Origin of the sequence: Citrobacter sp. Ce006 (assembly GCF_030336535.1) — a bacterium.
GTDB lineage: Bacteria > Pseudomonadota > Gammaproteobacteria > Enterobacterales > Enterobacteriaceae > Citrobacter > Citrobacter europaeus.
This window is the reverse complement of record NZ_JAOWDO010000073.1, coordinates 75,361-90,211: the sequence shown is the minus strand read 5'-3', so window position 1 is coordinate 90,211 and position 14,851 is coordinate 75,361. Positions and strand designations below refer to the sequence as shown.

Below are 14,851 nucleotides of genomic sequence, written 5' to 3'. Positions count from 1 at the left end.
GAAAATCATGCTCAACATTGCCATTGTCGGAACCGGGAATATCTCCCACAACCACATTCAGGGGTATTTACAGTTTGCCGATCGTTGCCGGATTGTCGCGTTGGTTGATATCTACCCGGAGAAAGCGGAAGAAAAGAAATCACGCTACGGCCTGAGCGAAGCGCGAGTCTACCGCAGTCATCAGGCGATGCTGGACGCGGACATTGAGATCGATGTGGTAGATGTCTGCACCCCGCCGTACGTGCACGCAGCCATCAGCATTGATGCGCTGCAGGCCGGAAAACATGTGTTGTGCGAAAAACCAATGGCCTCTTCGCTCGAAGAGTGCGATGCGATGATCGCCGCGCAAAAGGCCAGCGGGAAAACCTTATCGATCATCGCGCAAAACCGCTTTACCGATGCCTTCTGGCGGCTGAAAACCGTTGTTGATTCCGGGCTGGCGGGCAAGATTTGCCATGCACAGGTGGATTCATTCTGGTGGCGCGGACACTGCTATTACGATCTATGGTGGCGCGGCACGTGGCAGAAAGAAGGCGGCGGCTGCACGCTGAATCACGCGGTACACCACATTGACGCCATTCAATGGATGCTGGGTTTCCCAACTGAAGTGGTGGCGATGATGACCAACGTCGCCCATGACAACGCCGAAGTCGAGGATCTTAGCGCGGCTATCTTCAAATACCCGAACGGGGCACTGACGCAGTTGACCGCCTCCGTGGTGCATCACGGTGAAGATCAAAAGATTGTCATTCAGGGTGAAAAAGCGCGTATTTCCGCGCCGTGGCAGGTTCATGCCAGCCAGTCGGCGGATAACGGCTTCCCGCAAACTGACAATAACGGCGAGCTGGAACAGCATCTGGAGACACTTTTTCGCACTACGCCACCGCTGCAATGGACGCTACATACTGGGCAAATCGATAACCTGCTTAATGCCATCGAACAACAGCTCCGTCCCCTGGTCGATGGCGAACAGGGCAAGCGCTCGCTGGAGTTGATTACCGCTATCTATAAATCCGCCATCACCCGCACGGTGGTGACGCTGCCCATTCACCACACCGATGCGTTTTATCGCACCGGCGGCCTGATTGACATCGCCCCGCATTTCTATGAGAAATCCGCCTCCGTAAGCAATTTCACGGAAGTGGGCGCCATCCCTCTGGGTAAAGACTTAGATTCAGGAGTTAAAGAATGAACAAGCAAGATGGAATGCACTACGCCCCTACCGGGAAGCCTCAGCCGGTCGTGAAACCTGGCGAGTTTGTCATTGCCGCGGCCTCACTCGATCATGGTCATATCTACGGCATGTGTAACGGGTTGATTGAAGCAGGCGCCACGCTGAAATGGGTTTACGATCCCGACCCGCACAAAATCGATCAATTTCTGCAGCAGTATCCGCAGGCGCAGGTGGCCGATTCGCTCGAGACAATCCTCAACGATCGCGAGGTCCAACTGGTTGCCGGAGCGGCAATTCCTTCCGAGCGCTGTCCGCTGGGACTAAAGGTCATGGCGGCCGGAAAAGACTACTTCACCGACAAGGCTCCGTTAACCACCCTCGCACAGCTTGAAGACGCCAAAGCGATGGTGGCGAAAACCGGGCGCAAATACGCAGTCTATTACAGCGAGCGTCTGCACGTTGAAAGCGCTGTTTTTGCCGGTCAGCTTGTCCACCAGGGGGCAATTGGGCGCGTGATGCAAACCCTCGGCACCGGTCCGCACCGCGAAGGTCACGGGCGCCCGGACTGGTTTTATGACAAACGCTATTTTGGCGGCATTCTGTGCGACATCGGCAGCCATCAAATCGAACAATTTCTGTTTTATACCGGCAACAGCGAGGCGCATATCGTCGCCAGCCAGGTGCGTAACGTCAATCATCCACAGTACCCGCAGTTCGAAGACTTTGGCGATGCCATGCTGGCGGGCGATAACGGGGCGACCGGCTATTTCCGCTGCGACTGGTTCACGCCGCAGGGGCTCAGTAGCTGGGGGGATGGACGCCTGACGTTGCTGGGTACCGAAGGTTACATTGAGATCCGCAAGTATGTGGATATCACCCGGGGTGAACAGGACGTGGTGTATCTGGTGAATAAAGACGGGGAATTCCGCTACCCGGTTGCGGGCAAAGTCGGCTTTCCTTTCTTCGGCGAATTCATTCTCGATTGTCTGAATCGCACGGAAAACGCCATGACTCAGGCCCACGCCTTTAAAGCCGCAGAACTGTGCGTGAAGGCGCAAATGCTGGCGAATGCCCGCGCATAACCGGAGGTGACATGACAACGCTAAATGCCGCCATCATCGGCGCGGGCGCTATTCACCGCAGTCACGTTAACGCCCTCCGGCTTTTGCCGGGGGTCACGCTGCGTGCGCTGGTCGATATTGATAGTGCCACCGGTTTGCAACAGGCCATGGCTTATAACTGCCGCTATTACCAGAATTACCGTGAGATGCTGCTGGATAATGACATCGACGTCGTCCATATCTGCACGCCTCATTTCGAACACAAAAACATGATTACCGCCGCGCTTGCCGCAGGGAAACATGTGTTTTGCGAAAAACCGGTGGGCTTGAATTGTACAGAGGTGGCAGACATCGCTAACGCAGCGGCATCCGCCCAGGGCCTTCTGGGCGTGTGCTATCAAAACCGGCTTAATCCAACCAGTTTACGTATCCGCGATGAACTGGCGAAAAATACGCTTGGCAAAATGCTAAGCGTTAAAGCTGTTTTGACCTGGTCACGCTCCAGGGCTTATTACAGCGAAAGCCCGTGGCGCGGGCGTTTCGCCAGCGAAGGCGGCAGTTTACTGATCAACCAGGCTATTCATACTCTCGATCTGATGCAGTGGTTCGCCGGCGGCGTGACGCGTTTGAAAGGCGTGGTGGACAGCGGTGAACTGGCAGATGTCACCGAAGCCGAAGACAGCGCGATGGCGACCCTGCACTTTGCCAACGGCGCTCGCGGTCTGTTTTACGCCAGCAACTGCAACACCCTCGATTCACCGCTGCTGCTGGAGATCCATTGTGAGCAAGGCATGCTCCAGCTCACGGACAATACCCTGTGGCGCGTTACAGCGGACCGACGCCTGAAACTGGACTGCGATGGTTCACCGGACGGTCACGCCAAAAGTTACTGGGGTCTGGGCCACCAGCAGGCTATTCGTCAGTTTTATCATGCAATTACTCATGGAGGTCAGACAGAATATATCAACATTAATGAAGCCCGCAAATCATTGGCGATGGTTGAGGCTATTTATCACTCATCTAAAACCCGACAATGGATAACCATTAATAATTAAAATTAATTTAACGCTGCAGAATTAAATAACACCAGCCGGATAATACCGGAATACGCATACCCTACATACTGGAAAAATATTATGGTCAAACCAACTGAACGCAGAGTCAGTTATGGTGTAGCGATCGGCTATGGCATTACTGATTTATTTGGCGGCGGTGCTTTCGCCATTATCGGAACATGGCTTTTATTTTTTTACACCACCTACTGCGGTTTAAGCGTGCTGGAAGCAGGCTCAATATTTGCCATTGCCCGCGTGATTGATGCTGTACTTAGCCCAATTATGGGTTATATCACCGATAACTTTGGCGACACGTGGCTGGGCCGCAGATTTGGCCGTCGCCGCTTCTTTTTATTACTCAGTTCTCCTTTAATGTTTCTCTATGCCCTGCTGTGGCTGACCGACATGGGTTACTGGTATTACCTGGGAACCTATTTGTCGATTGAGCTGCTTTCAGCGATGGTGCTGGTGCCGTGGGAAACCCTGGCCGCAGAAATGACCAACCGCTACGAAGAGCGCAGCCGCCTCTCCGGCGTGCGCATGATCTGCTCGCAGCTGGGCGGATTTCTGGCCGTATCGGTACCCGGCATCCTGATGCAGTTTACCGGCAAAGATAATCCGTTTACCTATACGCTAACCGGGCTTATCTTTTCCGTCGTGTTTTGCATCGCGGTGTTCATAACCTGGCGCTGCACGTGGGAGGCTAAAGACGTTCAGGAAGAGACATTCCAGGCTGACCTGCAACGCAATAGCGGGATACTGAATCACCTTAAATATTTGATACTCGATCTGTTCTCGTCTTTCAGGATCCGGGCATTTCGCCTGCATATCATTATTTATATTTTCTCTTTTACCGCTATGGATGTATTCGGTTCAGTATTTACCTATTACGTGGTTTATTGTTTGAGCCAGGATGCCGCCTCCGTTTCTGGCTGGTTAAGCATTGCCGCTTTTGCTTCAGTTTTTGGCACCTATGGATTTATGCTATTACTGAATAAACTCAATATAACCCCATCAGCAGCACTACGCCTCTCTTACACTTGTATATTTAGCGTATTGGTATTTTTATTTGTTATTTATTATACCGAAACTCAGGTATCCAATATTCTGTTCTCTGCGATCTTTATCCTGCTCGGCATGGCGCGTTCTGGTCTTTACTATATCCCATGGAACATCTATAGCTTTATTCCTGATATTGATGAAATGGTAACCCAGCAGCGCCGCGAAGGGATTTTTGCCGGCGTTATGGTACTCACGCGTAAAAGTACGGTGGCAATCGCTATTTTGCTTATCGGCATGGTGCTGGAAGAATCAGGCTTTGTAAAAGGCAGCGGCGCGCAGCCGGAAAGCGCGCTCCACGCTATTATCGGATTGATGATCTTTGCTACCGCGGCGCTGCTGGCGGTGAGTTTCTACGCCACCTACAAATTCAAACTGACTCGCGAAACCCACAAAATCCTGCTCAAAGAGATCGCCCGCCGCAAACTGGGTGGCAACTATCGCGACTGCGATGAAGAAACCCGGGTGGTGATCAAACAGCTCACCGGCTACGAGTACGATGAGGTTTGGGGTGGCAGCGCCACGCAGCGTGCAACGGGACGCGTCAGTCTCTCAGATGCAGAATAAGGAGCGCATCATGTATAACCCATGGAGCAAAGTACGGGCGCAAAGCTGGTATCAACAGCAAGCCTGGGGCTGCGGTTTTAACTACTTGCCGCGCACCGCGGTTAACTGGCTCGAAATGTGGCAAGCAGAGAGTTTCGATAGCAGCACTATCGATCAGGAACTCGGCTGGGCCAGCCAGTATGGCTATAACCAGTTGCGAACAAATTTACCGTTTACCGTCTGGCAGCATGATCGCGATGGGCTGCTCGAGCGCATCGACCTCTTCCTGAGCATTGCCCATAGCCACGGCATAAAAGTGATGCTGACGCTGCTCGACGACTGCGCGTTTTCCGGTGATGAACCCGTTATCGGTCAGCAAAAATCCCCGGTTCCAGGGGTTCACAACAGCCAGGCTGCGGGTAGCCCAGGCCGTGCCTGCGTGCTGGACCGACGCGGTTGGCCGCAAATTGAAGCCTACGTCAGAGATATCATCCGTTACTTTCGCCATGACTCGCGCATCAGCGTCTGGGATTTATATAATGAGCCAGGCAACGGCGGGATTTTTTGTCATACCGGCGAATTTGCCCGCTATGACGACAGACTGGAAATTTACGCCTTAACCCTGATGACCCACCTGTTTAGCTGGGCGCGGCAGGAGTCACCATCTCAACCGTTGACCGTAGCGGCCTGGCATATTGACGATCGCGCGGCATGCGAGAATGCGTTTACGCATCCTGTTGATATAGCCGCGCTGCGGCTTTCCGACTTGATTAGCTACCATGCGTATGTCGATACCCCTGGCCAGTTGTCTCTTCTGTCGCAGTTGGCTGAATTTGGCAGGCCGCTCTTTTGTACCGAGTGGCTGGCACGCCATGTCGATAGCCGAATAGAAGAACAACTGCCGCTGTTTAGCGCCCAGCGCGTTTCCAGCTTTCACTGGGGATTGGTGCAGGGGAAAACGCAAACCTGGCTGCCGTGGCCGGATATCCCGCTTGACGAAACGACGGCGCAACTATGGTTTCATGATGTGCTAAAGCCAGATGGTTCGCCCTATAGCGAAAAAGAGATGCAGATGGTGCGCAGGCTGAATCCCACAGAATAAGGCCAAAAAAGCTCCTCTGGCGACTTTACAGTACCTTACGCTATACTAGCTTCTGAATTTACCGGCTCAACTCCACGAGCCGGTTTTCGCATGGATTTATCAATTTCTCCCTTCCGAGGATCTGGCACAGCGCCGGATAAGATATGTTAAACAGTATTTTAGTCATTCTCTGCCTGATCGCCGTGAGTGCGTTTTTCTCGATATCCGAGATCTCGCTTGCTGCATCACGCAAAATAAAACTTAAACTGCTTGCCGACGAAGGCAACGTAAACGCACAACGAGTTTTGAAGATGCAGGAAAACCCCGGCATGTTTTTTACCGTCGTGCAAATCGGCCTTAACGCGGTCGCCATTCTCGGCGGTATCGTCGGTGATGCAGCATTCTCCCCGGCGTTTTACAGCCTTTTCTCGAAGTACTTCGCTCCAGAGCTCTCTGAACAGTTAAGCTTTATTTTGTCGTTCTCACTGGTTACTGGCCTGTTCATCCTGTTCGCGGATTTAACCCCGAAACGCATCGGTATGATTGCGCCAGAAGCTGTCGCTTTGCGTATCATCAACCCGATGCGCTTCTGCCTGCTGGTCTTCCGCCCGCTGGTGTGGTTCTTTAACGGTCTGGCAAACAACATTTTCCGTCTGTTTAAGATCCCAATGGTACGTAAAGACGACATCACCTCGGACGACATTTACGCCGTGGTCGAAGCCGGTGCGCTGGCGGGGGTTCTGCGTAAGCAGGAGCATGAGCTGATTGAAAATGTGTTCGAACTGGAATCGCGGACCGTACCGTCTTCAATGACCTCGCGCGAGAATATTATCTGGTTCGATCTCCACGAAGATGAGCAAAGCCTGAAGAATAAGGTGGCGGAACATCCGCACTCCAAGTTCCTGGTGTGTAACGAAGATATCGACCACATCATTGGCTATGTCGATTCAAAGGATCTCCTCAACCGCGTACTGGCAAACCAAAGTATGGCGTTGAACAGCGGCGTACAGATCCGCAATACGCTGATCGTCCCGGACACGCTGACGCTCTCTGAAGCGCTGGAAAGCTTCAAAACCGCAGGCGAAGACTTTGCCGTCATCATGAACGAGTACGCGCTGGTGGTGGGGATTATCACGCTCAACGACGTTATGACGACGCTGATGGGCGATCTGGTAGGCCAGGGTCTGGAAGAGCAGATTGTGGCGCGCGATGAAAACTCATGGTTGGTCGACGGCGGTACACCGATTGATGACGTAATGCGCGTCCTGGATATCGACGAGTTCCCGCAGTCCGGCAACTATGAAACCATCGGCGGCTTTATGATGTTCATGCTGCGTAAAATCCCGAAACGCACCGACTCGGTGAAGTATTCAGGCTATAAATTTGAAGTAGTGGATATCGATAACTACAAGATCGATCAGCTGCTGGTGACGCGTCTGGACAGTAAACCTACCGTTCTGGTACCAAAGCTGCCAGATGCAAAAGAAGAGGCAAAGGCGTCGTAACGCCTTACAGAAACATCAACGGCTCCTGTCCAGGAGCCGTTTTTTTAACTACCGCATAGCACTTGATCAAGCCATCTCAGTTTGCAGACGCAAGACCTGACGGTTAACTTCGGACATCACAGAAAAATGCAGCTTGTCCTTCACTTTTGGGATAAGAATCTTACCCTTATCAAATTCAAAAGCGCCTACATCCTTGATATATAACCGTCCACGAAACAGGATCTTCACGTACTTCGCCACCTGCAGCGGGTTGTATCGTTGGAAAATTTTCATTGTTGTCTCCTGCTGAGTATTACGCCTTTGCGGTACCACAATCGGTCCGACAATCCTCAGGCGCAAATTTTAATGCCCTATGACTATAGACTATCTCGTTGATGTTTCCAGCGTGTATAAGTTTATTTACCTTCAGGTTACAATTATTCAGAATTATCTTTTCAACGCTTCGCTGTCTTCAGTATAAGCCTTCAATTTTCGCAGGATTTGTGCGCCCGTCCGCAAACTGGCATCGCGCTTGCGGGAAAAAGCAGCAATCGCACATATGATTAAACTCCAGACCCAAGTGGTCGGATCACCTGCAAAATAAAGAAAGAAGGAAAACCTATGACCTTACAAAAACTGCTGGCGCTGTCGTGTCTGCTGCTGCCGATGATTGCTTCCGCTCATAAGTTTGAGACTAACCAGCGCGTACCGCCGGTGGGAATCGCCGATCGCGGCGAACTGATTCTCGATAACGATAAGTTTAGCTACAAAAGCTGGAATAGCGCGCAGTTGCCGGGGAAAGTGCGAATTGTGCAACACATTGCCGGGCGCACCTCCGCCAAAGAGAAAAATGCAACGCTGATCGAGGCAATCAAGACGGCCAACCTGCCGCATGACAAATACCAGACCACCACTATCGTCAACACGGATGACGCAATTCCCGGTTCCGGTATGTTTGTGCGTAGCAGTCTGGAGAGCAATAAGAAGCTCTACCCGTGGTCACAATTTATTGTCGACAGCAATGGCGTTGCGCGTAAGGCCTGGCAACTGGATGAAGAGAGCTCCGCTATTGCCGTACTCGACAAGGACGGACGCGTTCAGTGGGCAAAAGATGGGGCGTTAACGCAGGAAGAAGTGCAGCAGGTGATTGCCCTGCTGCACAAATTGCTCAATAAATAGAGACGCGGAAGCCGGGGTTGAGGAACGATTCACGTGGGGTGTAATCCAGCGTTTTCCCCTGCCAGTCGTGAACGTGCGCTCCGGCTGCGGCGGCAACGGCGTGGCCCGCGGCAGTATCCCAGACGTTAGTTGGCCCAAAACGCGGATACAGTTGCGCGTGCCCTTCCGCCACCAGGCAGAACTTCAGCGATGAGCCAATCGAGGTGGTCTGGTGATCGCCCAACTGCTGCAGATACTCTTTTAACTCATTGTCGGCATGCGAGCGGCTAATCACCACCAGCGGCGGACGCGCGTCACGAACCTGGATTTGTTTGCGCACGCCGCACTCTTCTTTCCACGCTTTACCTTCAGCCGCGCTGTACATCACTTTCATTACCGGCGCGTAAACCACGCCCAGTACCGGTTTTCCCTTCTCGATCAGCGCAATATTGACGGTGAATTCACCGTTACGCTTAATGAACTCTTTGGTACCGTCCAGCGGGTCTACCAGCCAGTAGCGCTGCCAGTGCTGGCGAACATCCCAGCCAGGAGGCGCTTCTTCAGACAGGACTGGAATATCCGGCGTCAGCGCCAGTAATCCTTCGAGGATCACCGTATGCGCGGCGATATCCGCCGCCGTGACCGGAGAATCGTCCTGCTTGCTGGTAATCTCCATCGGTTTGATTCCATCGTAGACCTGCATAATGGCATCGCCCGCGTTCCGTGCAAGCTGGCATACATGTTCTAGCATTCTCCACCTCGTTTATATCAGTGGTGTTAACTCGTTGTTTTACTTATACCCGATCGTCAGGGGATCCGCCAACTGTGATAGCGTCTGCGGTTTTAAACGCTATATTCATGTCATGATTCACAGTTCTGTAAGCAAGAAGATTTATATACATTTTCTTTTGTGGCTTAGATCTTAAAAGGATGCCCCTGATGATTAAGTTTAGTGCAACGCTTCTGGCAACGCTGATTGCAGCCAGCGTCAATGCCGCGACCGTCGATCTGCGTATAATGGAAACCACTGATTTACATAGTAATATGATGGATTTCGATTATTACAAAGATACACCAACAGAAAAATTCGGTCTGGTACGTACGGCAAGTCTGATCAACGCTGCGCGAGGTGAAGTCAAAAACAGCGTGCTGGTTGATAATGGCGATCTGATTCAGGGCAGCCCGCTCGGGGATTACATGGCGGCCAAAGGGCTGAAAGCGGGCGAAACTCACCCGGTATATAAGGCGCTGAATACCCTGGATTACGCGGTGGGTAACCTCGGCAACCATGAATTCAACTATGGTCTGGAGTATCTGCACAACGCGCTGGCCGGGGCGAAATTCCCTTACGTTAACGCCAATATCATCGACGTTAAGACCAAAAAGCCGCTGTTTACGCCTTATTTGATCAAAGATACAGAGGTGGTCGACCAGCAAGGGAACAAGCAGACGCTGAAGATTGGCTATATCGGCTTTGTGCCACCACAGATTATGACCTGGGATAAAGCCAACCTCAGCGGCAAAGTAACGGTGAACGACATCACCGAAACCGCACGTAAGTATGTCCCGGAAATGCGGGAAAAAGGCGCTGATGTCGTGGTGGTGGTTGCTCACTCCGGGCTTTCTGCCGACCCGTATCAAACGATGGCGGAAAACTCCGTTTACTACCTCAGCGAAATACCGGGCGTGGATGCCATTATGTTTGGTCACGCTCACGCCGTCTTCCCGGGTAAAGATTTTGCCAATATTAAAGGCGCAGATATCGCAAAAGGTACGCTGAATGGGGTTCCTGCGGTGATGCCGGGTATGTGGGGCGATCACCTGGGCGTGGTGGATCTTGTGTTGAATAATGACAGCGGTAAATGGCAGGTCACCCAGGCGAAAGCCGAGGCGCGCCCGATCTATGACGCCGCGGCCAAAAAATCACTGGCAGCAGAAGACAAAAAAATCGTTGAGATCCTGAAAGCCGATCACGACGCCACGCGTGAGTTTGTCAGCAAACCGATCGGTAAATCCGCCGACAACATGTACAGCTACCTGGCACTGGTTCAGGATGACCCGACCGTACAGGTGGTGAACAACGCCCAGAAAGCCTATGTGGAACATTTTATCCAGGGCGATCCGGACCTGGCAAAACTGCCGGTACTTTCCGCCGCCGCGCCGTTTAAGGTTGGTGGACGCAAAAACGATCCGGCAAGCTTCGTAGAAGTCGAAAAAGGTCAGTTAACCTTCCGGAACGCCGCTGATTTGTATCTCTACCCCAACACTCTGGTGGTGGTGAAAGCCAGCGGTAAAGAGGTGAAGGAGTGGCTGGAATGTTCCGCCGGACAGTTCAATCAGATTGACATCCACAGCAGCAAACCACAGTCGTTGATTAACTGGGATGGTTTCCGTACCTATAACTTCGACGTGATTGACGGCGTGAATTATCAGATTGATGTTTCACAACCCGCCCGCTACGACGGCGAGTGCCAGACCATTAACCCGAAAGCGGAGCGTATTAAAAATCTGACCTTTAATGGCAAGCCTGTCGATCCGAATGCTACCTTCCTCGTCGCGACCAACAACTACCGCGCCTACGGCGGGAAATTTGCCGGAACCGGCGACAGCCACATCGCGTTTGCATCTCCCGATGAAAACCGCTCGGTGCTGGCGGCCTGGATTGGTGCACAGACGAAGCGTGCCGGTGAAATTCACCCGGCGGCAGATAACAACTGGCGTCTGGCGCCGATTCACAGCGATACACCACTGGATATTCGCTTTGAAACCTCACCGTCTGATAAAGCCGCGGCATTTATTAAAGAGAAAGGCCAGTATCCGCTGAAGAAAGTCGCTACCGATGACATTGGTTTTGCCATTTATCAGTTGGATTTGAGTAAGTAACTTTAGTGCCGGATGTGACGCGCTCGCGTCTTATCCGGCCTACAAAATACGTCGCCAACCCATCACGCCGCCCGCTCGTCCCGCTGCGCCAAAACCTGCGGCAAATTCAGTTCTATCCAGTCCGCCAGCGCGGCGACTTTATCGCTCACCTGCTCACCCAACGGCGTCAGGCTATACTCCACGTGCGGTGGTACTACCGGATACGACACCCGATTGATAAACCCGTCCTGCTCTAACGCCTGCAGGGATTGCGCCAACATTTTTTCACTGACGCCGCCCATCTTACGGCGCAAATCGCTGAAACGGTGCGTACCGTCGCGCAGCGCCACCAGGATCAACACGCCCCAGCGGCTGGTGACGTGTTTTAACACCTCGCGGGAGGGACACTGTTCGGCAAACAGGTTGCCATCGCGTAATTGCTGGGAAAGCGTCGTAGCTGTCATTTTCATACTAACCTTTTTGTACGTACTTACTAAAAGTTAGTTTAGGTGTTAGCGTGATTAAACACAAGACCAATACCAAGGAGTCACCCATGATCGCGATTACCGGCGCCACCGGCCAACTGGGCCAACACGTTATTGAATCTCTGCTGAAAACCGTTCCTGCCAGCCAGATTGTGGCTATTGTGCGTAATCCCGCGAAAGCGACGACGCTTAGCCAGCAGGGCATTACCGTTCGTCAGGCGGATTACAGCGATGAAGCCGCCTTGACGACTGCCTTACAGGGTATCGACAAGCTACTGCTGATCTCCTCCAGCGAAGTGGGACAACGCGCCCCGCAGCATCGCAACGTGATTAACGCGGCACAGGCGGCCCACGTGAAATTTATCGCCTACACCAGCCTGCTGCACGCCGACACCTCCCCGCTGGGGCTGGCTGATGAGCATGTCGCAACCGAGAAGATGCTGGCTGAATCCGGTATCGCGTACGCGCTGCTGCGTAACGGCTGGTACACAGAGAACTATCTCGCCAGCGCACCGGCTGCACTGGAACATGGCGTGTTTATCGGGGCTGCTGGTGAAGGCAAAATCGCCTCAGCGACCCGCGCCGACTATGCCGCTGCCGCCGCGCGCGTCATCAGTGAAGACGGTCATGCCGGTAAAACCTATGAGCTTGCGGGCGACGCAGGCTGGACCCTGAGCCAGTTGGCTGCCGAACTGGCAAAACAGAGCGGTAAAAAAGTGGTGTATCAGAACCTGAGCGAAGCTGATTTTGCCGCCGCGCTAAAAGGTGTGGGCCTGCCTGCCGGACTGGCGGACATGCTGGCTGACTCAGACACTGGCGCCTCCAAAGGCGGCCTGTTCGACGACAGCCATACGCTGAGCAAACTGATTGGTCGCCCGACCACCTCGTTGGCTGACAGCGTCAAAGGCATCGTGTAAGTGTTAAAAATTAGTTAATTGTGGTGGCATCCCCGCGCATCCTCTCTGATAATGACAGGATGATGCGTGGGGAGAGAAAACGTGCAAGGTGTACCTGAGCAGTTTATTGATGAGAAAGACAGCGCCCGCTTTCGCCATCTGGCGCAGGTGCCGGGCGTTGAGCTGTATCATGCGCACATCTCACGTTACGCCTTTGAACCACATACCCATGAAGCGTTTGGTATCGGCGCGATAGAAGCCGGCGCCGAACGTTTTCGCTATCGCGGCTCGCAGTACGTGGCTCCCGCCCATTCTGTCGTCACCATGAATCCCGATGAGCTGCATACTGGCGAAGCCGAAACCGCCGACGGCTGGCGCTATCGAATGATTTATCTCGACCCCTCTCTTCTGGAAGAGGTCACCGGGATCCGCCACTGGTGGTTTCATGACGTAACGCGTCACGATCCGCTGCGCTCACGCCAGCTCTGCTCGCTGATCCACGGTCTGTGGAACACTGAGGATCCGCTGGCGCAAAAAGGACTCCTGCTCGATCTGATCGACACGTTCCAGCCGCTGGCCCGTCATGCGCCGGTATTGCCGGAGGGCGCGCATCGCTTTGAACGGGTGCGCGAGTATCTGCATGATAATTATATGCATCCTGTCACGCTCGATGAACTGGCCCGGGTTGCATCGCTGAGTCCCTGGCATTTTCAGCGTCAGTTTAAGTCTCATTTCCACGTCACGCCGCACCAGATGCTGATGGCGATCCGCCTGTGGCGAGCCAAAGGTTTTCTCACTCACGGAATGCCCGCCGCAGAGGTCGCCGCCGCAACCGGCCTCACCGACCAGTCGCATCTCACCCGCGCGTTTACCCATCGCTACGGCATTACGCCAGTGCGTTATCAGAAACAAGTCGTCCGGCGTTGATCAGCAATCTCATACAATACGGCGGCATTTTTCCTGCCTACACTCGACTGATTGTTAAGCGATGTGGATGTCAAAAATGATTAGCGGCGTGTTGTATGCCCTGCTGGCCGGGCTGATGTGGGGATTAATTTTTGTTGGACCGCTGATCGTACCGGAATACCCGGCGGTATTGCAGTCGATGGGGCGCTATCTGGCGCTGGGGCTGATAGCGTTGCCGATTGCCTGGCTGGGGCGTGTGCGTCTGCGCCAGTTGGCGCGTAAAGACTGGATAACGGCGCTGGCGCTAACGATGATGGGTAATCTGATTTATTACGTCTGCCTGGCAAGCGCTATTCAACGCACCGGTGCGCCGGTTTCAACGATGATTATCGGTACATTGCCGGTGGTGATCCCGGTTTTCGCCAACCTGCTCTACAGCCAGCGTGACGGCAAATTATCATGGTGGCGTCTGGCGCCTGCGCTGGTGTTGATTGGCATAGGTCTGCTGTGCGTGAATATCTCGGAGCTGAATCAGGGGTTACCTAACTTTAGCGGCTGGCGTTATGGCTCAGGTATCGTGCTGGCGCTTATTTCGGTGGTGTGCTGGGCGTGGTATGCGCTGCGTAACGCCCGCTGGTTGCGCGAGAATCCGGATAAGCACCCGATGATGTGGGCGACGGCCCAGGCGCTGGTGACGCTGCCTGTTTCTCTGCTCGGTTATATTGCCGCCTGCCTCTGGCTGAACGGGCAAACGCCGGACTTCGCTCTGCCCTTCGGCCCGCGCCCAGGTGTGTTTATCGGCCTGATGATAGCCATTGCGGTATTGTGCTCTTGGGTTGGCGCACTGTGCTGGAACATCGCCAGCCAGAAGCTGCCGACGGTGATCCTCGGCCCGCTGATTGTCTTTGAAACACTGGCTGGCCTGCTGTATACCTTTATCCTGCGTCAGGAATTTCCGCCGTTGCTGACGGTAAGCGGCATTGCGCTGCTGGTAATAGGCGTGGTAATTGCTGTGCGGTCAAAACCGCAGAAACCGGCGGTAGTGCCGGTTTCAGGGGATGCCTGATGGCGCTGCGCTTATCAG

At 53.4% G+C, this 14,851-nt stretch carries 14 protein-coding genes; 11 read left to right on the top strand and 3 right to left on the bottom strand.

The window, feature by feature from the left end:
- Window positions 1–7 precede the first annotated feature (7 nt).
- The 6 genes from OGV94_RS19155 (at window position 8) to paeA (ending at window position 7,481) form a co-directional block, all read left to right on the top strand.
- Window positions 8–1,192, top strand: a complete 1,185-nt coding sequence (locus OGV94_RS19155; RefSeq protein ID WP_087051755.1) for a Gfo/Idh/MocA family protein — start codon at window positions 8–10, stop codon at window positions 1,190–1,192.
- Window positions 1,189–2,256: a Gfo/Idh/MocA family protein gene (locus OGV94_RS19150; RefSeq protein WP_047406681.1), complete on the top strand. Its 1,068-nt coding sequence runs from the start codon at window positions 1,189–1,191 to the stop codon at window positions 2,254–2,256. Before OGV94_RS19155 ends, OGV94_RS19150 begins: the two co-directional genes overlap by 4 nt.
- Before the next feature lie 11 nt (window positions 2,257–2,267).
- Window positions 2,268–3,290: a Gfo/Idh/MocA family protein gene (locus OGV94_RS19145; RefSeq protein WP_043018200.1), complete on the top strand. Its 1,023-nt coding sequence runs from the start codon at window positions 2,268–2,270 to the stop codon at window positions 3,288–3,290.
- A gap of 81 nt (window positions 3,291–3,371) precedes the next feature.
- Window positions 3,372–4,916: an MFS transporter gene (locus OGV94_RS19140; protein ID WP_080625814.1), complete on the top strand. Its 1,545-nt coding sequence runs from the start codon at window positions 3,372–3,374 to the stop codon at window positions 4,914–4,916.
- Between the two features lie 10 nt (window positions 4,917–4,926).
- Window positions 4,927–5,997: a glycoside hydrolase 5 family protein gene (locus OGV94_RS19135; RefSeq protein WP_286524010.1), complete on the top strand. Its 1,071-nt coding sequence runs from the start codon at window positions 4,927–4,929 to the stop codon at window positions 5,995–5,997.
- Window positions 5,998–6,140: 143 nt separating this feature from the next.
- Window positions 6,141–7,481 carry a polyamine export protein PaeA gene (gene paeA / locus OGV94_RS19130; RefSeq protein ID WP_003025713.1) on the top strand — a complete coding sequence of 447 codons (1,341 nt, stop codon included), beginning with the start codon at window positions 6,141–6,143 and terminating at the stop codon, window positions 7,479–7,481.
- Window positions 7,482–7,547: 66 nt separating this feature from the next.
- Here the strand turns inward: paeA and OGV94_RS19125 are convergent, their stop codons facing one another.
- Entirely contained in the window at window positions 7,548–7,754 is a 207-nt protein-coding gene (locus tag OGV94_RS19125) for a DUF1107 domain-containing protein (protein WP_003025710.1), read from the bottom strand.
- A 327-nt stretch (window positions 7,755–8,081) separates the two neighbouring features.
- Here OGV94_RS19125 and OGV94_RS19120 point away from each other — a divergent pair, with 327 nt between their 5' ends.
- Window positions 8,082–8,639, top strand: coding sequence for a YtfJ family protein (locus OGV94_RS19120; RefSeq protein ID WP_043018197.1), 558 nt, complete (start codon window positions 8,082–8,084; stop codon window positions 8,637–8,639).
- Here the strand turns inward: OGV94_RS19120 and cysQ are convergent.
- Window positions 8,629–9,369 carry a 3'(2'),5'-bisphosphate nucleotidase CysQ gene (cysQ, locus tag OGV94_RS19115; RefSeq protein ID WP_043018196.1) on the bottom strand — a complete coding sequence of 247 codons (741 nt, stop codon included), beginning with the start codon at window positions 9,367–9,369 and terminating at the stop codon, window positions 8,629–8,631. The two genes, OGV94_RS19120 and cysQ, sit on opposite strands and share 11 nt — an antisense overlap.
- A gap of 188 nt (window positions 9,370–9,557) precedes the next feature.
- Between cysQ and cpdB the strand changes: the two genes are divergently transcribed.
- A complete protein-coding gene (gene cpdB, locus OGV94_RS19110) occupies window positions 9,558–11,501 on the top strand; it encodes a 2',3'-cyclic-nucleotide 2'-phosphodiesterase (RefSeq protein ID WP_213733399.1) in 1,944 nt (647 codons plus the stop codon).
- A 62-nt stretch (window positions 11,502–11,563) separates the two neighbouring features.
- On the opposite strand, the gene OGV94_RS19105 is transcribed toward cpdB, so the two are convergent.
- Window positions 11,564–11,944, bottom strand: a complete 381-nt coding sequence (locus tag OGV94_RS19105) for a winged helix-turn-helix transcriptional regulator (protein ID WP_043018516.1) — start codon at window positions 11,942–11,944, stop codon at window positions 11,564–11,566.
- Window positions 11,945–12,033: 89 nt separating this feature from the next.
- Here OGV94_RS19105 and OGV94_RS19100 point away from each other — a divergent pair, with 89 nt between their 5' ends.
- The 3 genes from OGV94_RS19100 to OGV94_RS19090 all read left to right on the top strand — a co-directional run bounded on the left by OGV94_RS19100 (window position 12,034) and on the right by OGV94_RS19090 (window position 14,833).
- Window positions 12,034–12,882, top strand: a complete 849-nt coding sequence (locus OGV94_RS19100; protein WP_047406691.1) for an SDR family oxidoreductase — start codon at window positions 12,034–12,036, stop codon at window positions 12,880–12,882.
- A gap of 81 nt (window positions 12,883–12,963) precedes the next feature.
- Entirely contained in the window at window positions 12,964–13,788 is an 825-nt protein-coding gene (locus OGV94_RS19095; protein ID WP_087051792.1) for an AraC family transcriptional regulator, read from the top strand.
- Window positions 13,789–13,864: 76 nt separating this feature from the next.
- On the top strand, window positions 13,865–14,833 hold the full coding sequence (locus OGV94_RS19090; protein WP_043018193.1) for a DMT family transporter: 969 nt from the start codon (window positions 13,865–13,867) through the stop codon (window positions 14,831–14,833).
- Window positions 14,834–14,851 lie beyond the last annotated feature (18 nt).